The 20,078-nt window shown below is 65.8% G+C and carries 25 protein-coding genes; 8 read left to right on the top strand and 17 right to left on the bottom strand.

The features are described 5' to 3' along the window. Positions 1-74: 74 nt before the first annotated feature. The 6 genes from N7607_RS15175 to N7607_RS15150 all read right to left on the bottom strand — a co-directional run bounded on the left by N7607_RS15175 (position 75) and on the right by N7607_RS15150 (position 3,683). Positions 75-770, bottom strand: a complete 696-nt coding sequence (locus N7607_RS15175) for a polysaccharide lyase family 7 protein (protein ID WP_279867964.1) — start codon at positions 768-770, stop codon at positions 75-77. Between the two features lie 182 nt (positions 771-952). Next, positions 953-1,084: a hypothetical protein gene (locus tag N7607_RS15170; protein WP_279867965.1), complete on the bottom strand. Its 132-nt coding sequence runs from the start codon at positions 1,082-1,084 to the stop codon at positions 953-955. Positions 1,085-1,286: 202 nt separating this feature from the next. Beyond that, a complete protein-coding gene (locus N7607_RS15165) occupies positions 1,287-1,475 on the bottom strand; it encodes a hypothetical protein (protein ID WP_279867966.1) in 189 nt (62 codons plus the stop codon). A 9-nt stretch (positions 1,476-1,484) separates the two neighbouring features. Next, positions 1,485-2,186, bottom strand: coding sequence for a YebC/PmpR family DNA-binding transcriptional regulator (locus tag N7607_RS15160; protein WP_192397592.1), 702 nt, complete (start codon positions 2,184-2,186; stop codon positions 1,485-1,487). Between the two features lie 81 nt (positions 2,187-2,267). Beyond that, positions 2,268-2,627, bottom strand: a complete 360-nt coding sequence (locus N7607_RS15155) for a hypothetical protein (protein WP_279867967.1) — start codon at positions 2,625-2,627, stop codon at positions 2,268-2,270. A 210-nt stretch (positions 2,628-2,837) separates the two neighbouring features. Further along, positions 2,838-3,683, bottom strand: a complete 846-nt coding sequence (locus N7607_RS15150) for a methyltransferase domain-containing protein (protein ID WP_279867968.1) — start codon at positions 3,681-3,683, stop codon at positions 2,838-2,840. Positions 3,684-3,803: 120 nt separating this feature from the next. Between N7607_RS15150 and N7607_RS15145 the strand changes: the two genes are divergently transcribed. Then, the gene (locus tag N7607_RS15145; protein ID WP_279867969.1) at positions 3,804-4,862 is read left to right on the top strand and encodes a DUF1176 domain-containing protein; all 1,059 of its coding nucleotides are present in this window, start codon (positions 3,804-3,806) and stop codon (positions 4,860-4,862) included. A gap of 15 nt (positions 4,863-4,877) precedes the next feature. On the opposite strand, the gene N7607_RS15140 is transcribed toward N7607_RS15145, so the two are convergent. Further along, positions 4,878-5,159, bottom strand: coding sequence for a peptidylprolyl isomerase (locus tag N7607_RS15140; protein WP_137971520.1), 282 nt, complete (start codon positions 5,157-5,159; stop codon positions 4,878-4,880). Between the two features lie 94 nt (positions 5,160-5,253). Beyond that, positions 5,254-7,209, bottom strand: a complete 1,956-nt coding sequence (locus N7607_RS15135) for an AAA family ATPase (protein ID WP_279867970.1) — start codon at positions 7,207-7,209, stop codon at positions 5,254-5,256. A 336-nt stretch (positions 7,210-7,545) separates the two neighbouring features. On the opposite strand from N7607_RS15135, the gene N7607_RS15130 reads away from it, so the two are divergent. The 4 genes from N7607_RS15130 (at position 7,546) to N7607_RS15115 (ending at position 10,734) form a co-directional block, all read left to right on the top strand. Then, the gene (locus N7607_RS15130; protein WP_279867972.1) at positions 7,546-8,511 is read left to right on the top strand and encodes a hypothetical protein; all 966 of its coding nucleotides are present in this window, start codon (positions 7,546-7,548) and stop codon (positions 8,509-8,511) included. Positions 8,512-8,674: 163 nt separating this feature from the next. Next, positions 8,675-8,932 (top strand): transmembrane sensor/regulator PpyR, encoded by a 258-nt coding sequence (locus N7607_RS15125; RefSeq protein WP_279867974.1) that lies wholly within the window; start codon positions 8,675-8,677, stop codon positions 8,930-8,932. Next, positions 8,919-10,103 carry an NnrS family protein gene (locus N7607_RS15120; protein WP_279867976.1) on the top strand — a complete coding sequence of 395 codons (1,185 nt, stop codon included), beginning with the start codon at positions 8,919-8,921 and terminating at the stop codon, positions 10,101-10,103. Before N7607_RS15125 ends, N7607_RS15120 begins: the two co-directional genes overlap by 14 nt. A 175-nt stretch (positions 10,104-10,278) precedes the next feature. Further along, positions 10,279-10,734 carry a hypothetical protein gene (locus tag N7607_RS15115; RefSeq protein WP_279867977.1) on the top strand — a complete coding sequence of 152 codons (456 nt, stop codon included), beginning with the start codon at positions 10,279-10,281 and terminating at the stop codon, positions 10,732-10,734. A 187-nt stretch (positions 10,735-10,921) separates the two neighbouring features. On the opposite strand, the gene N7607_RS15110 is transcribed toward N7607_RS15115, so the two are convergent. After that, the gene (locus N7607_RS15110; RefSeq protein ID WP_279867978.1) at positions 10,922-11,746 is read right to left on the bottom strand and encodes a class I SAM-dependent methyltransferase; all 825 of its coding nucleotides are present in this window, start codon (positions 11,744-11,746) and stop codon (positions 10,922-10,924) included. 119 nt (positions 11,747-11,865) lie between these two features. Here N7607_RS15110 and N7607_RS15105 point away from each other — a divergent pair, with 119 nt between their 5' ends. Further along, entirely contained in the window at positions 11,866-12,714 is an 849-nt protein-coding gene (locus tag N7607_RS15105) for a CAP domain-containing protein (protein WP_279867979.1), read from the top strand. A 12-nt stretch (positions 12,715-12,726) separates the two neighbouring features. Here N7607_RS15105 and N7607_RS15100 read toward each other — a convergent pair whose 3' ends face one another. Next, positions 12,727-13,314 (bottom strand): NAD(P)H-dependent oxidoreductase, encoded by a 588-nt coding sequence (locus N7607_RS15100; protein WP_279867980.1) that lies wholly within the window; start codon positions 13,312-13,314, stop codon positions 12,727-12,729. Positions 13,315-13,467: 153 nt separating this feature from the next. Between N7607_RS15100 and N7607_RS15095 the strand changes: the two genes are divergently transcribed. Continuing rightward, positions 13,468-13,758, top strand: a complete 291-nt coding sequence (locus tag N7607_RS15095) for a putative quinol monooxygenase (protein ID WP_279867982.1) — start codon at positions 13,468-13,470, stop codon at positions 13,756-13,758. A gap of 139 nt (positions 13,759-13,897) precedes the next feature. Here N7607_RS15095 and N7607_RS15090 read toward each other — a convergent pair whose 3' ends face one another. After that, on the bottom strand, positions 13,898-14,332 hold the full coding sequence (locus tag N7607_RS15090; RefSeq protein ID WP_279867983.1) for a helix-turn-helix domain-containing protein: 435 nt from the start codon (positions 14,330-14,332) through the stop codon (positions 13,898-13,900). Between the two features lie 74 nt (positions 14,333-14,406). Here N7607_RS15090 and N7607_RS15085 point away from each other — a divergent pair, with 74 nt between their 5' ends. After that, on the top strand, positions 14,407-14,895 hold the full coding sequence (locus tag N7607_RS15085; protein WP_279867984.1) for a DUF2938 domain-containing protein: 489 nt from the start codon (positions 14,407-14,409) through the stop codon (positions 14,893-14,895). Positions 14,896-14,969: 74 nt separating this feature from the next. Here the strand turns inward: N7607_RS15085 and N7607_RS15080 are convergent, their stop codons facing one another. The 6 genes from N7607_RS15080 to N7607_RS15055 form a co-directional block, all read right to left on the bottom strand. After that, positions 14,970-16,985 carry a U32 family peptidase gene (locus N7607_RS15080; protein WP_279867986.1) on the bottom strand — a complete coding sequence of 672 codons (2,016 nt, stop codon included), beginning with the start codon at positions 16,983-16,985 and terminating at the stop codon, positions 14,970-14,972. 90 nt (positions 16,986-17,075) lie between these two features. Beyond that, on the bottom strand, positions 17,076-17,474 hold the full coding sequence (locus N7607_RS15075) for a hypothetical protein (RefSeq protein WP_279867988.1): 399 nt from the start codon (positions 17,472-17,474) through the stop codon (positions 17,076-17,078). A 65-nt stretch (positions 17,475-17,539) separates the two neighbouring features. Beyond that, the gene (locus tag N7607_RS15070; RefSeq protein ID WP_279867990.1) at positions 17,540-17,983 is read right to left on the bottom strand and encodes a hypothetical protein; all 444 of its coding nucleotides are present in this window, start codon (positions 17,981-17,983) and stop codon (positions 17,540-17,542) included. A 68-nt stretch (positions 17,984-18,051) separates the two neighbouring features. Further along, complete coding sequence (locus tag N7607_RS15065) at positions 18,052-18,747, bottom strand: GNAT family N-acetyltransferase (RefSeq protein WP_279867992.1); 696 nt, start codon at positions 18,745-18,747, stop codon at positions 18,052-18,054. A 77-nt stretch (positions 18,748-18,824) separates the two neighbouring features. After that, positions 18,825-19,412, bottom strand: coding sequence for a hypothetical protein (locus N7607_RS15060; protein ID WP_279867994.1), 588 nt, complete (start codon positions 19,410-19,412; stop codon positions 18,825-18,827). Continuing rightward, positions 19,409-20,035 (bottom strand): hypothetical protein, encoded by a 627-nt coding sequence (locus tag N7607_RS15055; RefSeq protein WP_279867996.1) that lies wholly within the window; start codon positions 20,033-20,035, stop codon positions 19,409-19,411. Before N7607_RS15055 ends, N7607_RS15060 begins: the two co-directional genes overlap by 4 nt. Positions 20,036-20,078: the final 43 nt, after the last annotated feature.

Here is a 20,078-nt window from a genome sequence, read left to right as displayed (position 1 = left end):
TTTTTTGCCGGCCATCCTAGCCAATGGTCTGGGCGGCGCCTTGCTCTGGATCAAGCCCGGCGCCGACGCCGTGGTTACGGCCTCCGGTGCTCGATATCGAGCTGGTAGAAGGTCGCGCGGCCGCCTTCGGCGCTGCTTCCGGTGTTGTCCTGGGCGTAGGTGCCGGCCTTGAAGTAAAGAAGCTGCTTGCTCCAGCTGGAGGCGATCTGCCGGTGGTAGGCGCCATTGTCATCGTCGCTGTACACGGCGATGGCCAGGCGGCCGCTAGGCGTGAGGCGCAGGCGATAGGCGAAGCGCTCGTCGAGTGTCACATCGTTCACCAGCATGACGTTCTGCACATGCTCATCGTCAGGATGCTTGCGCACCAGGGCCTCGATGCTGCCGCTGTTGAGCTCGGGGCGGTAGTGATACTGCAGCTTCACCAGCGGCTCGCCGACATCGCCGGGACGGTTGATGCTGTGGATCTGGCCGATCACCAGCTTGTTCTTGCTCGGCACCTGGTTGACCGTCAGCTCGGCACTGAGCAGGTTGTCGGCGTCGCCGTGGTACCAGTTGCGCAGCTCGCCGTTGGGCCAGGTTTCGCGCAGCTCGCTGCGTGGGTAGCGGGAGTTCTCGGTGGAGGCGCCGGTGACCGGCACCCAGAAGCGCACGCTGCTGTTCTGCGGGCGGAAGTACTGGCTGCTGTAGCCCTTGTTGAGGCGTTCGGTGGTGATCACCGTGGCCGATTCGCTGGCGGGAATGGTCAGGTTCCAGGTGGTCAGGTCGAGCATCGGGTCCTCCTTGAGGTAAACGTAACGGTCGGGGTTCCGACCCGTCTACGCCGGGAAGTTCAGCGTTGCGCTCGGTTCTGGACGAATGGGTACTGGCGCCTGGCCAGGCCTACGCCGGCAGAGGCTCTGGTTGTTCTGGGGGGATGAAACGAAGCACCCGGCGTTGGCCGGGTGCTGGAGGGTTAGCTGGAAGGGGCGTGGCTGCCGAGCAGGGTGCTGCCGGATTTCTTGCTGCGCTTGGCCATGCGTTTTTCCTGGGAGGTCTTGAGAGGCTTTTTCTTCGCCTCTTTGTGCCGATCCAGACCTTTGCTCATGGTGGAGTCCTCCGAAAATGGCGATTCAGTTTGAATGGCATGGTTCGACGGTCATCTCCACCTCCCAGGCTGAGCCAGCCTGACCTGTGCACTGCTTAGAGCATAGTCGCGAAGTGCGCGGGTGGTTTGCTCGTGCGTCGCCAGGCTTTGCCGCTGGGCGGCAGAAGACGCAGATGGTCGTGTGCGGCCATAGGCGGGGGGCTTACGGAGTATTCAGGCGCTGCAGCTCACGGCGCACCATCGCTGCATATTCGGGCGGGGTGAGGCGGTACAGCTCGGCCGCCACCCAGTCCAGCCAGCGCGCGCCGAGGTTGGCGCGCTCCGCCAGCAGGCGTCGGGCTTCGGCCTCGGCGCGGGCGGCGTGTTGCTGGTGGAACTGGCTGCGGTTCACGCGCGGCGATTAACCGGCGAGGCCGACGTAGACGTTCTGCACGTCGTCGTGGTTGTCGAGGGCTTCGAGGAAGGCCTCGACTTCTTCCATCTGCGCGTCGCTCAGACCGCTGACCGGGTTCTTCGGGATGTAGCCGATCTTCGCCGAGTTGACGGTGAAACCATGCTCCGGCAGGGCCTTGCACACGGCGTCGAGGTCGGTCATTTCGGTGATGAACAGGGTGTCGCCTTCCTCGGCCGGCTCGAAGTCCTGGGCACCGGCCTCGATGGCGGCCAGTTCAGGGTCGGCGCCGCTGTCGGTAGAGGCTTCGATCATGCCGACGTGGCTGAAGTCCCAGCTCACCGAGCCGGAAGCGCCCATCTGGCCCTTGCGGAACAGCACGCGGATTTCCGCCACGGTGCGGTTCAGGTTGTCGGTCAGGCATTCGACGATCACCGGCACCTGGTGCGGGGCGAAGCCTTCGTAGGTGGTGCGCTCGAAGTTGACGGTCTCACCGAGCAGGCCGGCGCCTTTCTTGATCGCGCGCTCCAGGGTGTCCTTGGGCATCGAAGCTTTCTTGGCCGCGTGGACGGCGACGCGCAGCTTGGCGTTGGTGTCCGGATCGGCGCCGTTACGGGCGGCGACCATGATCTCCTTGACCAGGCGACCGAAAATCTTGCCCCTGGCGTTGGCTGCGGCTTCTTTAGGTTTGGCTTTCCACTGTGCGCCCATGGCGGTGTTCTCGCGGGTTGCGTCTGACGGAGCCCCGCGCGGCGGGGCGAGCTGAGGGGGCAGATTCTAACGATTTCGCTCTCAGACGGCGATGGTCAGCAGCGGCAGGTAAAAAGCGACCAGCACCACGGCCAGGCATGCCCAGGTGAAGGCGGTGGCCAGCCCCAGCATGACCGAGACCGAGGGATCTCTGATCCACAGCCAGGCGCAGATTGCGGTGAAGTTATGAATCAGTGCTCCGCGCAGGGATATCCAGACTTCCTTAGGATGCTCGACCACCCAGCGGCTGAGCCAGGGAATGTCGCCGAAGCTATCGAACAGCGAGCGGAAGCCGGGCAGGGCGAGCCACTCGGCGTAGGCCACGGCTGCGGCGGCCAGCAGGGCGAAGAGGGACAGGGCGAGCTTCAGCTTCGAGCGAGGTGTGGCTGCGACGCGTTCCATGCGGCGTCTCCTGGAGGGAGAAGGGCGCGCAGTTTCGCCACTGGCCAGGCAAAAGAAAACCCCGTGCACGGCAGACCGGCACAGGGTTGTCAGCGAGGCCTCGGGTGGCGAACCGGAGGCGGCCCCTTCGGGCCGCGCTCATGCGTCTCGGTAGTTGCCTGGTGGCCAATACCGTGCCCGGGGCTGGACCAGCGCTTCTGGTCGCGCTGATCACTCAGGCCTTGGCTCGCTCGGTTTGACGAACAGCAGGGTCATGCGATCGGGTTCGCCGATCTTCTCGTACTTGCTGCGTTCCTCGGCACCGCCCTTGAGGTGGGGTGGCAGGCTCCAGGCACCGTTGGGGTGGTCGCGGGTGTCACGCGGGTTGGAGTGCATCTGCTCGATGGTGGCGAGGACGAAGCCGGCATCCTTGGCCTGGCCGATCACGTGGTCGGTGGGCAGGTAGCCGGTGCCCTTGGTCTGCTCCAGGGTGGCGTTCTTGGCGCCCCGGTAGGCGGTGATACCGAGTTTGCCGCCGGGTTTGAGCACCTGGTAGATGGCGCTGAACATCGCCTTTTCGCTGCCGGTTTCTTCCCAGTTGTGCAGGTCGTCGAAGCTCACCACCAGGTCGACCGACTCCGGCTCGCCGAGCTTGGGCGCCCGCGGGTCGAATTCGATGAGGCGGGCCTTGTCGTAGCGCTTGGCGTCCTGCTCGAACTTGTTGCGCAGGGCGCTGGCGGCTTCGCGTTGTTCGGCATCATCGCTGCGGCGTAGCGCGGCGCTGTACTGGCCCTTGTCGCGCAGCAGCGGGGCGAGGATCTCGCTGTACCAGCCGTCGCCGGGGCTGATTTCGATCAGGGTCTGGGTCGGCGAAAGGTCGAAGAAGCGCAGGGTTTCCATCGGTCGGCGATCGGGGTCGCGCAGGCGATGCTCGGGGGAACGCCAGTCGCCGGCCAGGACGGCGTGGTACTGGTCGTCTTTGATCTGGCCAGTGCTGTCGAGCGGTTCGTCGGCTGCGTACAGCGGGGCGCAGATGGCGAGTAGCAGGGCGGAGAGGCAAGGCAGTCGGCAAGTCATGGAAGAGTCCTCGGCAAGGTACTTCCTAACTTGCGACCGGCGAAGCGGGCGGAACGCTCAACCAGTTTTCGCCTCGGCTGTGCCAAGCTGCTGCCATCAGGCCATGCGCAAGGAGCCGCCATGCCCGCTTCGTTACGTCTGTTACCCCTGTGCCTGCTGGCCTGCGTTGCCCAGGCCGCGCCCGAGCCTGCGCCCGAGGCGGTGCCGCTGTATCGCGAGATCAAGGATTGGGTAGTGGCCTGCGACAACGGTCGCCGTTGCCAGGCCCTCAGTGCCGGGCAGGCCAGCGACTACAGCGCGCTACGGCTGGTGCTGCAGCGTGATGCCGGCCCGGCGGGCCAGCCGCGCCTGCGCCTGGTGTATGCCGGCCAGACCCAATACTTCCCGCTGCTGGCGGACGAGCGGCCGCTGCCGGATGCGCTGACCAACGCCCTGCGGCGGGTGCCGGCCGAGAATGAGCTGATCCTGGAAGCCCATGACGAGGCGGCGCGAGGCTTGCTGGCCGAACTGCGCAAAGCCGGTCGGCTGCGCATGGCGGTGGATGGCGGCGAGGAGGTGGCGGTATCGCTAAGTGGCCTGTCCGCCGCGTTGCTGCTGATGGACTCGGTGCAGGGCCGCCTGGACAGCCGCGGCGCGCTCTATCGCCCCGGCGCCCGTGCGGACTCCGAGGTGCCGCCAGCACCGCCATTGGCAAAGCTGCCTGCCTATCCCGGAACCGCGCCGATGCCGGCGGCCGAGGCCGAGCGCATCGTGCAGGCGGTGCTGCAGGCGACTCGTGATCCGCAGCAGGAGGAGGAAATGGGCGAGGTTGCCGTGGGCGAGGCCTTCGCCCTGAGCGCGAGCGAGGCGCTGGTGCTGGTACGCAGCTGGTGCGCGGCTTATAACTGCGAGTACTCGCTGTACCGGGTTCAGCGTGAGCCGCCCTATCAGGAGGTGGAGTTGCGCCTGGATCCGTTACCGCTGCACGGCAGCGAGCCAACCGGCTGGGTCGAATACGACCCGCAGACGGGAATCCTGCAGTACCGGGTGAAGGCGCGGGGTGTGGGCGATTGCGGCGAGGCTGGCAGCTGGCGCTTCGATGGCGAGCGCTTCGGGGTGAAGTCCTATCAGCTGATGTCGCGCTGTGCGTCGGGCAACCCGGGCGAGTGGCCGACGTTGTGGAGAGTGGCGGAGGACTAGCCTCCGCCGGATGCATCAGTCCTGACGGGCAGTGACTTCCACCAGGTGGTAGCCGAACTGGGTCTTGACCGGGCCCTGGACTTCGCCGACCGGGGCGCTGAACACCACCTGGTCGAACTCGCGGACCATCTGGCCGGGGCCGAAGGTGCCGAGGTTGCCGCCGTCGCGGCTGGACGGGCAGGTGGAGTTGTCCTTGGCCACCTGGGCGAAGTCGGCACCGCCCTGGATGGCGGCTTTCAGTTCATTGCACTTGGCTTCGCTGGAAACCAGGATGTGACGGGCAGTGGCGCGGGCCATGGGAATTACCTCCAGTTGAAGAGGCGCAGAGCCTAACGCAAACCGCCCGTCCATGGCACGCCCGGCGCCGGGCGGTGCCGGGTTGCCGACTGCTTCACGCCATTCCCGGGCCGGGTTGCGGCTCCTCCACCGCCAGGTCGAAGAACGGATCGAACTCGACCATCGGGCTGGCCGCGACCCGCTCCAGGTGGCAGGGACGGGCCGGATGCGGGTGGGGCGCAGCGAGCGGGTCGTCGAGCAATGCGCGCACGGCGTTCAGCACTTCCTCGCCGGCCACCGTCTCCTCTTCCAGCAGGCGCTGGGTGATGTGTTCCAGTGCCGGGCGCAGGCGTTTTAGCAGGGCCAGACAGTCGTGGTCGAGGTCCTGCAGCAACTGGTCGGCAGCCGCCAATGCCTCGCGCGGGTCGCTGTCCAGGTGCGCCTCGCGCACCGCCTGCAGGCTCAGCAGCGAGCCCTTCGGGCCCATGCCCAGGGCGGCGACCATGGACAGCGCCAGCTTGCTGGCTTCGTGCAGGTCCTGGCCGGCGCCGGAGGAAATCTCGGCGAAATGCAGACGCTCGGCGCCGCGGCCGGCCAGCAGCATCTGGATGCGCGCGCGCAGCTCGGATTCCAGGTGCAGGCGCTTGTCCTCCACCGGCGTGACCAGGGTCACGCCCAGGGCCTGGCCGCGCGGCAGGATGGTGACCTTCTCCACCCGCCCGCAGTTGAGCGCGGCGGCGACGATGGCGTGACCGGCCTCGTGCACGGCGATGCGGGTGCGCTCGGCCTCCGACAGGGCGCTGACGCCCAGCGGCTGCTCGCCGATGCGGCAGGTTTCCAGGGCTTCCACGCAGTGGCGCATGTTCACCTGGGCGCAATGTCCCCGGGCGGCCAGCAGAGCGGCGTGGTTGACGATATAGGCGATGGCCGCCGGCGTCAGGCCGACGCTGTTGCGCGCCAGCAGGGCATGGTCGATATCCTCGGCGGCCTTGACCTTGCCGACGTACAGGCGGAACAGCTGCTCGCGGTCGGCCAGGCTGGGCAGGCCCACGGCGATATTGCGGTCGAAGCGGCCCTCGCGCAGCAGGGCCGGGTCCAGCGAGTTGGGGAAGTTGGTGGCTCCGAGCACCAGCACGCCGCTGTCGGCGGCGAAGCCGTCCATCTCGGTGAGGAACTGGTTGACGATGCGGTTGGCCTCGGCGTCGCTGGCGCGGCTCTGCTCGCCACGGCGGCCGATGCCGTCGATCTCGTCGATGAACACGATGCACGGCGCATGTTTGCGCGCGGTGCGGAACAGCGTCTTGACCTTGTGGATGCCGACGCCGAAGTACATCGACGAGAAGTCGCTGCCGGTGACCTGGATGAAATGCGCGCCGCACTCGCCGGCCAGGGCCTTGGCCAGCTGGGTCTTGCCGGTGCCGGGCTCGCCGGTCAGCAGCACGCCCTTGGGCGGCCGCGCACCGAGCGCGGCGAAGGCGGCCGGGTCGCGCAGGTAGTTGGTGACGTCCTGCAGGGCCTGCTTGGCCTCGCTGGCACCGATCACGTCGGCGAAGCGGATGCCGGTGTTGTGCTTCAGCGTCTGTTGCGGGCGCAGCTTCCACACGCCGAACCCGGCACCGAGCAACAGCAGCAAAATGAACGGCCACTGGCCCTGCAGCTCGCGGTACCAGGGCGCCTCGCCGTCGGTATCGAACAGCCCGATGGGGAACAGCGCGGCGCCGCTGCCGTAGTCGCGCAGGATCATCTCGCCCACGCGCCCGGATTGGTCGGCCAGCCAGTAGCGCCGGCCGTCATGGGTGGAGACGTACACCGCCTCGTCGCTCAGGGCGGCGCTGGCGATGCGTCCGCCGCGCATGTCGCCGACCAGGGTGGAGAGGTCGCGGCGGTTCGCGGTCCAGGGGGCGGTGGAATTCTGCAGCTCGCTGAGCATGACGGCCGAAATATCGCCGGGCGGCGGCGTGGTCGGGCGGATCGATTGCCAGTAGCCGACGACGACCATGGCGAGCAGGGCGATGCAGAGCGAAACACCACCGAGCAGGCGGCGGTGGCGGTGGATAAATCGTTTGGTCATGGCGATCCCGGAGTGCAGTCATACAGCGCCCACGAATGGGCAATCCAGGCGGCATCGAGCTCCGCTCGCGAGGGGCCGCTGCAATGGCAGCGATTCGGCACGCGAGCGGATTATCGGCATCGGCCACGGCGGTTTAAGCGATCAGGGACGAGCGGATATACCGCCGGTCGATCTAGCGAAGCGGCAGTGCGGCAAGCGCAGCGGCGCTAGAGCGGTCCCGGCTCGGGTATGGGGGCGGGTAGCGGGGCGACTTCCTCGAGGTTTTCCACTACCTCATCGGGTAGATCATCCACCGTGTTTGGCTCTTTCTGACTGTCGTCCTGTTCGAGATCTGGCATGGCGTTCGTCCTCCAAGATTTTGGTGGCCGGCTGGGCGGGAAAGTTTCAGTAGCTGGGATGGATGGCAACTGGCCTGTATCATTACGCCCCTTCCAAAATCTCAAAGGACTGAGCATGCAAGCCCGTACTTCCTCTCCGCTGATGGCGCTGGCGTTTCTGGCCGGATGTTCCTCTACGCCTGAGCGCATTTCACAACCGGTCTCTCCATCAGTTGGCAGCAAGGTCGCGGTGATGGTCGACTTCGACAAGAACAGCCAAGCTGTCTGGATCGGCAACGCTTTCATGCATGAAAACATTAAGACGGCCGAGAAGCCGGGCTGGCAGCTGGATGAAAAGCTGGGCAAGCCGCTCTTGGCGAGCCTGGCCGACGATCCTCGGAACTACGAAACTCGCTCCATCGCCGGCCTCGGCCTGGTGATCCAGCGGCGCCTACAAGGTGGGACGGCGGAGGGCTACATCACGCTGCCCAGAGCGATGACTAATCCGACCATGTTGGCATTCGCCAATCCTTCGCTGGAGAGCAATCTGCAGCAGGCGTTCGGTATCGAGTACCACGCGCTGAAGGGCGCCGGCTATCAGTATCTGGTGTTGCTTCGACAGTTGCCCATGGTGGCAGACGAGACCTCCAACGATGGCTCCGACCGGCGCATTCTTAATAGCTACGGCTATTACCTGAAGTGTGACCGTACCTACGAGGCGTGCGAGGCTCCCCGGGCTCTGCTGCGTGGCCAGGTTGAGCTGGTCGACCTGAGCCAGATGCGCTACGTGGGTGGCTATGGCTTCACCATGAATGTGCCGGTACCACTGGATCAAGATACCGACGGTGCTACTGGCCCGGAAGCCATGAAACTGATCGACGCACACCTGAATACGCTCAGCCTCGAAATACAGGCTTTTCTCAAGGCCAAGGGACTGTTAGCAGAGAATGTCGAGCGGGCTGTCACAGTGTCGAACGAGATGTAGTCATAAAAACAGCGCGCTGTTTTTATGACAGCAATTTCCAGGCAGTCATTAAGACTCTGATCTCGTAGGTGCTTGAAAGTACGGGCTAAGTTCGCTGGCACGCTTCCTGATACATCCAGAGCAAAGGGGACATACGGCCCCCGCTCTCCAGGGAGACACCGCCATGATCGAATTCCTCAGCTACCCGAAAAACGTTCTGCGTGTATCCACTCAACTGCTGGTTGCCGGTTTGGTGATCCTGCTGGCCGGCATTGGCGCCGGTTACGGCATGGAGGGCCAGCTCAGCATCCCGACGCTGGTGGTCGCCCACTCCGGCGTGGTGATCGGCCCGACCCTGCTTAAGATCGGCTACGTGATGCGCCTGATCGCCCAGCACTACATGCGCAAGGCTGGCTGGGAGGCGAACTGTGCAGTTGCTTGAGCGCAGCGCCGCCCTGGCCATCGCGCCGCTCTGGCGCCTGGGCTTCCGGCCTTTCTTTCTCGGTGGTGCGCTGTTTGGCCTGATCGCCGTGGCCCTGTGGGGCGCGGCGCTGTCCGGCCACGCCAGCCTGCAACCGCTGGGCGGCCTGCTGGCCTGGCATCGCCACGAGATGTTGTTCGGCTTCGGCCTGGCGATCGTTGCCGGCTTCCTGCTCACCGCCGTGCAGACCTGGACCGGACTGCCTAGCCTGTCCGGGCGCCCGCTGATCGCGCTGTTCGCCTGCTGGGTCGCTGGACGTCTGGCCTGGTTCCTGCCGCTGCCCATGGTGGCGCTTGTGGCTATCGAACTGGCCTTCGCCCTTGCCCTGCTGTGGGTCTTTGGCCGCCTGGTATTCAAGGCGCGGCAGAAGCACAACGCGCCCATCGTGCTGGTGCTGGTACTGCTCGCCGCTTGCCAGGCCCTGACCCTATCTGGCGTGACATTGGGCGACGATGCCCTGCAGCGTCGCGGCGCCTTGGCAGCACTGTGGTTGGTGGCGGCGCTGATGGGCATCATCGGCGGGCGGGTGATTCCGTTCTTCACCCAGCGCGGCCTGGGCCTGGCCAGCCAGGCGCCGGCAAGCCCCTGGCTGATGTGGAGCCTGCTCGGCGGCTCGCTGGCCATCGCCGCACTTAACGCCGCTGGGCTGAACCTGCAGCCGCGGCCACTGCTGGCGCCGCTGTTCCTACTAGTGACCGCCCTGCATGGGCTGCGTCTGTGGCGCTGGTACGAGCCGGGCATCTGGCGCGTGCCGCTGCTCTGGTCGCTGCACTTGGCCTATGCCTGGATGGCCGTGGCGGCATTCGGCATGGCCCTGTGGCACCTGGGCCTGTTGCAGCAGCCGAGCCTGGCCAGCCACGCCTTGGCGGTGGGCGCCATGGGGGGGTTGATCCTGGCCATGCTGGCGCGCGTCAGCCTCGGCCATACCGGCCGGCCACTGACGCCGCCACCTGCCATCGCCTGGGCCTTTGCCCTGCTGCACGGGGCAACGCTCTGCCGCGTGCTGCTGGCGGGCTTCAGCGTCTATGGTCTGTGGCTGGCCGCCGCTGGGTGGTGCCTGGCGTTTGCCCTGTTCCTCCGTCACTACGCGGTGATGTTCTGCACGGCGCGGGTAGATGGTCACCCAGGCTGAGAACCAGCTAGCGATGCCGTAAGCCGGTTCGGGCGGCAAGGCCTTGCCCGCGACGGCAAGGTCTTTCCTGCCCACTGCGTCGAGAAACCTTGCGAAGCCAGTAATCATGGGGCCTGCGGCAGCATGGCCCGCATCCTGCTTACGAAGGGGCAACGGACTTCAGCAGGGAACCGCCATGACCACCATCAGCAACAACTCGCCGCTGGCCAGCTACCTCGCCAGTGGTGGCAAGGCCGCCACCGCCGCCACGCCGGCCAGCCAGGAAAAGCCCGCCGAGAGCACTAAGGACCCGATTGCCGAGCTGCGCAGCCTGGCCCGGCAGATGGTCGCCCGCAGCGAAGGCGGCCTGTTGCGTGCCCTGCAGGGTGGCAGTGGCCCGCAGCTGGCCAGTGATCGCGCTTCGCTGAATCCCAACCTGAGCGGCGACAGTACCCAGATCGAGCTGCCGGATGTGGCCGCGCTGGATCGCGAGGACGCCGCCAAGCTGCTGGTGCAGGTGAACAAGCTGATCGACGCCGGCCTGGGCGACAGCAAAGCCTTCACCGGCAGCAACGGCGACAAGAGCACCGACTCGCTGACCACCTACCGCGATTGGTTGCAGGAGAAGGGCGGGATCAGCATCTACGTCTGAGAACCCGTTAAGGCTCTCCTGACTGTCGGCCATACGGCGTCAAAAGCGGCTTCGGCAAGCCGCTTGCGGCTAACGCACTTCAGTGCGGCCCCGTAGGGGCGAGCGAAGCGAGTCATGCTCATTTACCACCCGTAAACTGCGCTTCCTCAGCCGCTTTTTCCTTGTCTGGCTCTAATTCAGAAGACCCTTAACGGGTTCGGATCGCCTGCAACGTGTAGCTCAGAGGCACGCGCTCGCGGCCGCTGCGCAGGCGCCATTCCTCGTCGTCGCCCAGCACCATCTGCCCGGGCAGCGCCTCCCAGGGGATGCAGTCGTGTTCCTCCAGGCCGCTGATATCCAGGCCGTGGCGCAGCAGGGCCGTGACGATCTCGCCGAGCCCGTGGTTCCACTCGTGGGTGACGGTGGCTGTCAGTGCCCGCTCGGTCTGCACATAGGTGCTGTCGTCGTCCCACACCATGGGCTGCACGTGTTCGAAGTAAGGATGGCGGATCACCAGTTGGTCCTGGCAGTCCTCGTCCAGGGCGAACAGCAGCGGGTGGCCCTCGCGCAGGAACAGGCGCCCACCGGGCTTGAGCAGGGCGGCGACATTGCGCGCCCAGTCGTCGATGCGCGGCAGCCAGTTCAGTGCGCCGATGCTGGTGTACACCAGATCGAAGCTGGCCGGCGGCAACACGCTGGCGGCGTCGTACACCGAGGCCTCGACATACTCGATGGCGGCGCCGCAACGCTGTGCCAGACCACGCGCCTGGGCCAGCGAGGCGGAGGAGAAGTCCAGGCCGGTCATGCTCGCACCGAGACGCGCCAGCGACAGGGTGTCGGTGCCGATATGGCACTGCAGATGTACGGCGCGCAGGCCGGCGATATCGCCCAGGCGCGGCAGATCGAAGCGTACTACGGCGGACAGATGGGACGGATCGCTGGCGAAGATGTCCGCCTGGTAATCCGGCGAGGCAGCATGCAGGTCGGCGCGCTCGTCCCAGTTGGCGCGGTTGATCGCGAAAGACTTGTCCATGGCGGCACTCCATTGCTCGGGAACGTGACGGTAGTCTGCTGGTCTTCAGCGGGCAAGCCCGGCATTTCCTGCCGCCGCCAGACGCGGCATGATGGGGCCACAAGAACTGGGGGATTCCAATGCACCTGATGTCATCCGCACTGCGCCTCGCCGCCCTGTCGCTCGGCCTGCTCGCCTCAGCCGCACAGGCCGCCGACGAGGCCGAACTGATCGAGTCGATCAACGCCTACCGCAGCCAGGTGCAACGCTGCGCCGAACAGGCCTCGCCGGAGCTGCCGCCGCTGACCGCGGACATCCGCCTGGTGCTGCCGGCCAGCGGGGGCGCGGACCTGCAGGACGCCCTGGCCCGCGCCGGCTACCCGATGGTCAATGTGCAGGCCATCACCCTGTCCGGCCCGCGCGATGCGGCCGCGGCCATGCAGGCGCTGCGCGAGAGCTTCTGCAAGGTGGTGCTGGATCCGCAGTTCGTCGATGTCGGCGTGAGCCGTGCCGACCGCGACTGGCGCATCGTGCTGGCGCGTCCGCTGCTGGGCGGACGCCTGGGCGACTGGCAGACCGAAGGCAAGAAGCTGCTGGCGGAGATCAACGTGGCCCGCGGCCAGGCGCGCAACTGTGGTGAGCAGCCCTTCGCCGCCGCCGCGCCGCTGGCCTGGAACGACGTACTGGGCAGCACGGCCGAGGCGCACAGCCGGGCCATGGCCAACGGCAACTTCTTCGACCACCGAGACCGTGACGGCCGCACGCCCGGCGACCGCGCCGAACTGGCCGGCTACGGCGGCCAGCGCATCGGCGAGAACATCGCTGCCGGCCTGGATAACGCACAGAAAGTGGTCGCCGGCTGGCTGGCCAGCCCCGGCCACTGCGCCAACCTGATGAGCGCCGAACTCAGCGAACTGGGCGCCGCCTACGCGGTAGACCCGAAGAGCGACGCCGGCATCTACTGGACGGCGTTGTTCGGCGCGCCATAAACCAGTCCGCGCTTACAGCGCCTTCACCACCTCGGCCAGGTGCTGCTCGTAGCGAGCGACGTCGCGCTCGATGTTCGGCATCTTCATCACGTCGGTGCTGAGGAAGGTCGGCAGGGCGCTCATGCCGAGGAACTGGTTGGCCTTGTGGAAGGGGAAGTACACGGCGTCCACGCCCTTGCCCTCGAAGAAGTCGGTGGGGTCGTCGAAGGCCTGCTGCGGGGCGTTCCAGGTCAGCGAGAGCATGTACTGCTTGCCGTGGATCAGACCGCCGCTGCCGTATTTCTGCGAGGCGTCCGAGCGGGTGCGGCCGTCGTTGGCGTAGAGGCTGCCGTGGCCGGCGGTGAACACCTCGTCCAGGTACTTCTTCACGGTCCAGGGCGCGCCCATCCACCAGCCGGGCATCTGGTAGATCACCAGGTCGGCCCACAAGAACTTCTGTACCTCTTCCTCGATGTCGTAGCCGCCGTCGATAAAGGTGGTCTTGATGTCGAAACCGGCGCGGTCGAGGTAGGCCACGGCCGCGTCGTGCAGGGTGGCGTTGTAGCGCCCGTCGGAATGGGCGAACTGCTTGCCGCCGTTGAGGAGCAGGATCTTTTTCATGGGTGCCTCCGGGCATATCGAATGGCCGGCAGGTTACGCAGGCAGCCCCGGGCGAAACAGACGCCGCCGAGCAAATGATTGTTGCTGACAAGTCATGAATGCCGAGGGCGCTATTGCGCTAGGGTGTGCCCATCACTCATCCCGGAGCGCACCATGTACGGCTTTATCCTTCACGCCTATACCAAACCCGAGCAGTCCGCGGCCTTCGAGCAGCTGTTCCGCGCCTATGTAAAACCCAGCCGCGCCGAGGCTGGCTGCGTGCAGTACCACATGCTGCGCGACGCGGCCGATCCAACGCTGTTTATCTTCTTCGAGGTGTGGACGTCGCGGGAGGCCTTCGCCGAGCACACGGCCCTGCCGCACATGCGCGCGTTCAGCGAGCGGCGCATGGACTACCTGCGCCGCGACTTCGAGATCCGCGAGATCGAGATGCTCAGCGCCTAAGAACCTGTTTACGAGCTTCTGGACTAGAGCGAGACAAGGCAAAAACAGCCGAGGAAGCGGAGTTTACGAGCTGTAAATGAGCATTCCGAGGCTGTTTTTAACGCCGTATGGCCGACGGCCAGGAGATCGTAAATAGGTTCTAAGCCTTTTCCGGCGGTGTGGGTGTGTGCTTGCTCTTCGCCGCCTGCTTGGCAGCGATACCCATCAGGCGTTGGAACTTGGGGCAGGCCAGGTGGTTCTCGGCCGGGCAGACCGCGGCGTGGCGCAGGCCATCGCGGATGGCGGACAGGCGCCTGATGGTCAGGTCCAGCTGATCGGCCTTGTCTTCCAGTAATTGCCGGTCGATGGCCGGGCCGTTCTCGGACGCCAGCATCTCGGCGATATCGTCCAGCGAGAACCCGGCCGTGCGGCCCAGGGCGATCAGCGACAGACGCTGCAGCACCGACTCGCCGAACACCCGCTTCAAACCATTGCGGCCGATGGAGCGGATCAGCCCCTTTTCCTCGTAGTAGCGCAGGGTCGATGCTGGTAAACCGGACCAGCGCGCGACCTTGCCGATATCCATCTCTTTCATCGCTTGACCTCAAGTCGACTTCAACTGGCAGCCTTGTGATGAAGGCTTTTCAGACAGGGTAGATGGAGGTGGCTATGACAGTCGAGATGATCGTGCGGGCAATCGTTCTGGGTATCGGCGCGACGCTGGTGATGGATGGCTGGGCACTGGCGCGGCGGCGCTTCTTCGGCGTGCCGTCACTGGACTATGGTCTGGTCGGGCGGTGGCTGGGGCATATGCGCCATGGCCGGTTTCGTCACGCGGCGATCGGCAAGGCGGCCCCTATACGAGGCGAGCGGCCGTTGGGCTGGGCCTTTCACCACCTGACCGGGCTGGCCTTCGCCGGGGCGTTCCTGCCGTTGGTGGGCGGCGAGTGGCTGCAGCGGCCGACGTTATGGCCGGCGCTGCTGTTCGGTGCGCTGACCGTGGCCGCGCCGCTGCTGCTGATGCAGCCGGCGTTCGGCATGGGCATCGCCGCAGCGCGCACGGCGAACCCCTGGCAGGTCCGCATGCGGGCGCTGCTCACCCATCTGGTGTTCGGCGCTGGCCTGTACCTGGCGGGGTGGCTGCTGGTGCTGCTCTGACCAGGGTGTGGAGGCCTGGGCTCCGCCTGGTGGGTCGATGGAGCGTGACCCACCCTACGAAAGCGCGCCTGTGGTCAGTGGCTGTAGCCGGTCGGCTTGTTGCGGATGGTCTTGAGCAGGTCTTCCGGGCTGATGCTGGCGACCATCTTGCTGTGGGCGGCGCTACCCGGTTGCGGCTGATTGAGGATATTGCCCTTCATCTTGCCGATGATGTGCATCTCGCACGGCTTGCAGTCGAACTTCAGGGTCAGCACCTCGTCGCCGTGGATCAGCTGCATCGGCTGCACCTTGGTACGCACGCCGGTAACGCCCTTGGCCTGCTTGGGGCACAGGTTGAAGGAGAAACGCAGGCAGTGCTTGGTGATCATCACCGGCACTTCGCCTTCTTCCTCGTGGGCCTCGTAGGCCGCGTCGATCAGCTGCACGCCGTGGCGGTGGTAGAAGTCGCGGGCTTTCTGGTTGTACACGTTGGCCAGGAACGACAGGTGCGACTCCGGATACACCGGCGGCGGGGTGGTCTCGGCCTTGCGGCTGCCGCGTGGATGGGCGGCGACGCGGGCTTCGGTCAGCTTCTCGACCGCCTCGCGGCGCAGGGCCTTGAGTTGCGAGTTGGGCACGAAGAACGCCTGTGGGGCGTCCAGCGCCACATCCAGGGCGTGGTACTCGGTGGTGCCGAGCTGGGTCAGCAGGTCGCGCAGGCCGTCCAGTGCCTGCTCCGGCTTGTTGGCCGCGCCGAACGGGCCGGGCAGCTCCGCCTGGGCGCTGATGCCTTCCTCGCTGGTGGCAGTAAGCTGCAGGCGTTCTTCACGCAGCTCGGCCTTCCAGCTCACGCCGATACGGCGCTCGGCGGAGGTCTTCTGCAGCGCCTGCTGCCAGTTGTGGTCGAGGTTGCGGGAGAGCGGATGGTTGGGGCGCAGGCGGAACAGACCCTCGGGCATTTCGTTGGGCTCGACGCGGTAGCGGTAGCGCTTCTCGCCGTCTTCCTCGAATTCGTTCTTCAGCTCGGCGATGTTGGCGCGGAAGCCCACCACCTCGCGCTTGACCAGCACGTTGAGGCCGTCGCCATTGGACAGCGGCTCATGGGTGACGGCGATCAGGTCGCGCTTGTTGACCTTCTCCACGTTACCCACGGCCAGGCCGGTGAAGGTCGGCGAGTCGAAGGCGCCGATGTCGACCTTGCGGTCGGTGACGAAGTAGTCTGTGCTGCCGCGGTGGAAGGTCTTGTCCGGATCGGGCAGGAAGAAGTGCGCGGTGCGGCCGCTGGAGGCGCGGGCCAGGTCCGGGCGGTCTTCGAGGATGGCGTCGAGTTCCTTGCGGTAGTGGGCGGTGATGTTCTTCACGTAGCCCATGTCCTTGTAGCGTCCCTCGATCTTGAACGAGCGCACGCCGGCTTCTACCAGCGCGCGCAGGTTGGCGCTCTGGTTGTTGTCCTTCATCGACAGCAGGTGCTTCTCGAAGGCCACCACGCGGCCCTGGTCGTCCTTCAGGGTGTACGGCAGGCGGCAGGCCTGCGAGCAGTCGCCGCGGTTGGCGCTGCGCCCGGTCTGCGCGTGGGAGATGTTGCACTGGCCCGAGAAGGCCACGCACAGCGCGCCGTGGATAAAGAACTCGATGGAGGCCTCGGTGGCGTCGGCGATGGCGCGGATTTCCTGCAGGTTCAGCTCGCGCGCCAGTACCAGCTGGGAGAAGCCGGCCTGGTCGAGGAACCTGGCCCGGTCCAGGGTGCGGATATCGGTCTGGGTGCTAGCATGCAGCTCGATCGGCGGAATATCCAGCTCCATCACACCCATGTCCTGCACGATCAGCGCATCGACGCCGGCGTCGTACAGCTGGTGGATCAGCGTGCGCACCTGCTCCAGCTCGTCGTCATGGAAGATGGTGTTGAGGGTGGTGAACACCCGCGCGTGGTAGCGACGGGCGAACTTCACCAGCTCGGCGATATCGCTGACCTCGTTGCAGGCATTGTGCCGCGCGCCGAAGCTCGGCCCGCCGATATAGATGGCATCGGCTCCATGCAGGATGGCCTCCCGGGCGATAGCCACATCGCGGGCAGGGCTGAGCAGTTCCAGATGGTTCTTGGGCAGGGACATGGTGTTTCTTCTTTATAGGCGTGACACGGCAAGGCGCGCATTGTAACGGGCATCGGGGAGGGTGGCACCCGGAGGTGCCTAGCGGTCGGCTCAGCGTGCCGATGCATCGCGCAGGGCCTGTGGCAGGCACAAGGCGAAAAATACGACGGCCAGGCTATCGATGACGATGGGGGTGAGGGTCTTGGGCAGGAACTCGCCGCCGAGCAGCAGAAGCAGGGCAACGAAGAACAGTTTGCTCAGCCCGGCTACCGTCAGCACCAGCGGGCGCACCGCCGGGTTGAAGGCGCCGTGGATCAGCATGGCACCGATCAGGGTGATCAGCAGGCCCCAGCTGCGCACCAGAATCTCGCCCAGTGCGCCACCTTCCAGGGCAACGCCAAACATCGACAACAGAGCCGCCTGTGGGGCGATGGCGGCATAGAGCATGGTGCAGGTCAGGACACCGGTGACCAGCATGATGGCTCGGGTATGGCGGGCGATGCGGGGCATGGGCAACTCCGTGAGTGATGTCGCTGGGAATCGGCAAAAGGTTGGCGTTGGTCCGCCAGGATCGATCAGTGGATATCTCCGCAGAAGATGTCCTGACCGCCGTCGCTGGGTGGTGTGCGCAGTATCAGCGCGTGCGGTTCGGCGCGCAGGGTGGTCAGCGCTACCTTGGCGGTGCGTGACAGGCGCCAGCCATCGGCCGAGCCCCTGTGGTCGGTCAGCACCGTGTTGTTCAGCTCATAGACGGGTTGTGCGCCCGGCTGCTGGCAACTGCCCAGGTAGATGTAGGCGTACAGACGCACCGGCAGCGTAGTGCCGAAGGGCACGCCACTGATGAAGGCGGACACGTCGGTCAGCTCGCCGCGGGGCGAGAGCGTCGCCTGGCCGATTCTGCCGGCGTTCTTGGCGGTTCCGGCCAACTTGACCTGGACATGGTCGCCGCCCCCGTTGCTGGCGCAGCCGCTCAGGGCGAAGGCGAGCAGAAGCATGGTCGAAGTCGCAATCATGCGCATGGTGGAGGCTCCTTTGGCGGTGGCTGCCGAGGAGTCTAGTGCGCGAGCAGGAAAACTCGCGCTGTCGCTCAGTGCAGGCGGCGCGCGCTGAGTCGTTCCTCGACCACCACCTCGGCCTGGCGGGCCAATTGATCGAGCAGGCGGTCACGCTGCTTCTCCGCATCACGCATGGCCCTCTGGCCGTGCTGTTTGACCAGGTAGGCGTGGATCTGTCCGACCTCCTTGGACTGGAAGATCGGCGCCAGGTCCTGCACCGCCACCCAGCCGTCCGAGGCGTGGTCGCGGGTGTTCATCAGCACCTGTGGCCCGCGGGCGGACAGCACTTGGAAGCCCAGCGCCTCGAAGGTCGGCACCCGGCTGGCCACGCAGGCCAGTGCGGCATGCGGGTGGAGCAGCTGCATCTGGCGCAGCATGGCGCGGGCGATGCCCTGGCGGCGGTGGCTGGCCTGTACGGCCGTATAGGCCTGGGTGCCGGCATCCGGGTCATCCGCGCTGGGCAGGTAGAGGGCGAAGCCCAGCACCTGGGATGGGTCCTGGTCGTCGAGGGCGAGGATCAGCCGGGCGCTGCTGTCGGGCTCGCTGCCCATGGCCTGCAGGTACAGGTGCACCTCGAAGCCGATCACGTACTGGTACAGCTGGTACAGCGGATTGCTGGGCGTCAGCGGGGCGGGGCTGAGGTCGCTGAAGTAGTCGACCACCATCTGCAGCACCTGGCTCTTCAGGGACTCGGGCGGCGGGGTGGTCAGGTGGGTGAGGGTGAACATCGGGAGGGGGGCTCCGGGCAGGTTCGATCGGCGGCATGGCATTGTAAGACCATGCCGACCGACTGAGTGCCCCGGACTTAGCGCGCGCTGAGCAGACCCTGCTGCACGGCGTCTTCCAGGCTGCTGCGCGCGAGCTGCGTCAGGACGTTGTCCAGCGATTCGTTGAAAGGCAGGGCAAAGATCAGGAGCAGCTGCATCCAGGTGGTGGTGGTTTCCTCTTTTTCGACGCGGCCCAGCACCTTGCCCTGGCCGTCCTTGAACACGGTTTCCATGGTCAGCGTGTTGTCGTACTTGCCCGGGATGACGAACAGGGTGAAGCCGGTGATGAAGGCGCCGACCATGCTGCCGCGCTCGTGGTTGGTGATTTGCACGGTGGCGTAGATGTCGGAGGTCTGCTGGTCGAGGGTGACGCGCTCGAACTGCTCGCTGCTCTGGTATTCCTTGAGCACGAACTCCGCCAGCTTGGCCTGGTTCATGTTGGCACCGGTGGGATTGCCATTGAGCAGGTGCTGGCCTTCCACCTTCAGGTAGAGGCTGGGCTTGTCGCTGTTGGTAGCTGCTGGCGGCCACTGTTTGACCAGGGTCAGATCGTCATGCGAGTAGGTGGCGCAGCCGGTAAGGCTGAGCAGCAGCGTGGCCAGGAGAAGGCTGAGAATCCGGTTCATTGGGTGCGTCCTTGAGGTTGGTTGGCCAGTTGCTGGAGGCTGTCCTGCAGCAGGTCTTCGACCAGTTCGTTGAGCTGGGTGGCGCCGAGGGCGAGGTTGAAGTAGTCGTCATCCCACAGCCCGGTGTTCTGCTTGCGCTGCAGCGTCTTCTGGCTGCTGGCGAGCGTTCTGCCTTGCGCGTCCTCGAAGGTCAGGGTGCCGGTCAGATCGTACTTGTCGACATAGATCGGGCCGTTGAACCAGATCCAGCCGGTCAGGGTAAGGATGGCGCCGGGGAAGTAGCCCGGATGGGGCGTGCGCTTGCCTTTCAGCGAATTGAATTCCAGCTTGAGCAGGGCATCTTGCTCGCCGAGCGTGGCCGGGAAGCTGATCACTTCGCGGAAGTACTCGCCGCGCTCGATGCGTTTGTTCAACTGTGCGGTGAACTGGCTACCCAGGTTCTTGCGCACTTCGGCGTCGATGCTGCTGTCCGAAACCACCACCTCATCGACCATGACGGCCTGTTGGCGAGGTGTGCTGGCTTTGTGCGCGGGTTCGCCGATGGGGCCGGCGGGGTTGAAGGAGACGCAGCCGGTGAGGCTCAGGCTGAGCAGGGCTGCTGCAACGTAATGCAGGGTCTTCATTGAGCGTCCTTGTTCATGGAGGCGATGTGCCACTTTTCGGGCG

The sequence above is a fragment of the Pseudomonas sp. GD04019 genome, assembly GCF_029837695.1.
Taxonomy (GTDB): Bacteria; Pseudomonadota; Gammaproteobacteria; order Pseudomonadales; family Pseudomonadaceae; genus Aquipseudomonas.
Note: the sequence above shows the minus strand (reverse complement) of the source record. Positions and strands in the feature narration are given on the sequence as shown.

What these genes read in the sequence shown, in the direction of transcription:
- N7607_RS15175 (WP_279867964.1), bottom strand. Translation starts at nt 770, where the DNA reads ATGCTCGACCTGACCACCTGGAACCTGACCATTCCCGCCAGCGAATCG.
- N7607_RS15170 (WP_279867965.1), bottom strand. Translation starts at nt 1,084, where the DNA reads ATGAGCAAAGGTCTGGATCGGCACAAAGAGGCGAAGAAAAAGCCTCTC.
- N7607_RS15160 (WP_192397592.1), bottom strand. Translation starts at nt 2,186, where the DNA reads ATGGGCGCACAGTGGAAAGCCAAACCTAAAGAAGCCGCAGCCAACGCC.
- N7607_RS15155 (WP_279867967.1), bottom strand. Translation starts at nt 2,627, where the DNA reads ATGGAACGCGTCGCAGCCACACCTCGCTCGAAGCTGAAGCTCGCCCTG.
- N7607_RS15150 (WP_279867968.1), bottom strand. Translation starts at nt 3,683, where the DNA reads ATGACTTGCCGACTGCCTTGCCTCTCCGCCCTGCTACTCGCCATCTGC.
- N7607_RS15145 (WP_279867969.1), top strand. Translation starts at nt 3,804, where the DNA reads ATGCCCGCTTCGTTACGTCTGTTACCCCTGTGCCTGCTGGCCTGCGTT.
- N7607_RS15140 (WP_137971520.1), bottom strand. Translation starts at nt 5,159, where the DNA reads ATGGCCCGCGCCACTGCCCGTCACATCCTGGTTTCCAGCGAAGCCAAG.
- N7607_RS15135 (WP_279867970.1), bottom strand. Translation starts at nt 7,209, where the DNA reads ATGACCAAACGATTTATCCACCGCCACCGCCGCCTGCTCGGTGGTGTT.
- N7607_RS15130 (WP_279867972.1), top strand. Translation starts at nt 7,546, where the DNA reads ATGGCGTTCGTCCTCCAAGATTTTGGTGGCCGGCTGGGCGGGAAAGTT.
- N7607_RS15125 (WP_279867974.1), top strand. Translation starts at nt 8,675, where the DNA reads ATGATCGAATTCCTCAGCTACCCGAAAAACGTTCTGCGTGTATCCACT.
- N7607_RS15115 (WP_279867977.1), top strand. Translation starts at nt 10,279, where the DNA reads ATGACCACCATCAGCAACAACTCGCCGCTGGCCAGCTACCTCGCCAGT.
- N7607_RS15110 (WP_279867978.1), bottom strand. Translation starts at nt 11,746, where the DNA reads ATGGACAAGTCTTTCGCGATCAACCGCGCCAACTGGGACGAGCGCGCC.
- N7607_RS15105 (WP_279867979.1), top strand. Translation starts at nt 11,866, where the DNA reads ATGCACCTGATGTCATCCGCACTGCGCCTCGCCGCCCTGTCGCTCGGC.
- N7607_RS15100 (WP_279867980.1), bottom strand. Translation starts at nt 13,314, where the DNA reads ATGAAAAAGATCCTGCTCCTCAACGGCGGCAAGCAGTTCGCCCATTCC.
- N7607_RS15095 (WP_279867982.1), top strand. Translation starts at nt 13,468, where the DNA reads ATGTACGGCTTTATCCTTCACGCCTATACCAAACCCGAGCAGTCCGCG.
- N7607_RS15090 (WP_279867983.1), bottom strand. Translation starts at nt 14,332, where the DNA reads ATGAAAGAGATGGATATCGGCAAGGTCGCGCGCTGGTCCGGTTTACCA.
- N7607_RS15085 (WP_279867984.1), top strand. Translation starts at nt 14,407, where the DNA reads ATGACAGTCGAGATGATCGTGCGGGCAATCGTTCTGGGTATCGGCGCG.
- N7607_RS15080 (WP_279867986.1), bottom strand. Translation starts at nt 16,985, where the DNA reads ATGTCCCTGCCCAAGAACCATCTGGAACTGCTCAGCCCTGCCCGCGAT.
- N7607_RS15075 (WP_279867988.1), bottom strand. Translation starts at nt 17,474, where the DNA reads ATGCCCCGCATCGCCCGCCATACCCGAGCCATCATGCTGGTCACCGGT.
- N7607_RS15070 (WP_279867990.1), bottom strand. Translation starts at nt 17,983, where the DNA reads ATGCGCATGATTGCGACTTCGACCATGCTTCTGCTCGCCTTCGCCCTG.
- N7607_RS15065 (WP_279867992.1), bottom strand. Translation starts at nt 18,747, where the DNA reads ATGTTCACCCTCACCCACCTGACCACCCCGCCGCCCGAGTCCCTGAAG.
- N7607_RS15060 (WP_279867994.1), bottom strand. Translation starts at nt 19,412, where the DNA reads ATGAACCGGATTCTCAGCCTTCTCCTGGCCACGCTGCTGCTCAGCCTT.
- N7607_RS15055 (WP_279867996.1), bottom strand. Translation starts at nt 20,035, where the DNA reads ATGAAGACCCTGCATTACGTTGCAGCAGCCCTGCTCAGCCTGAGCCTC.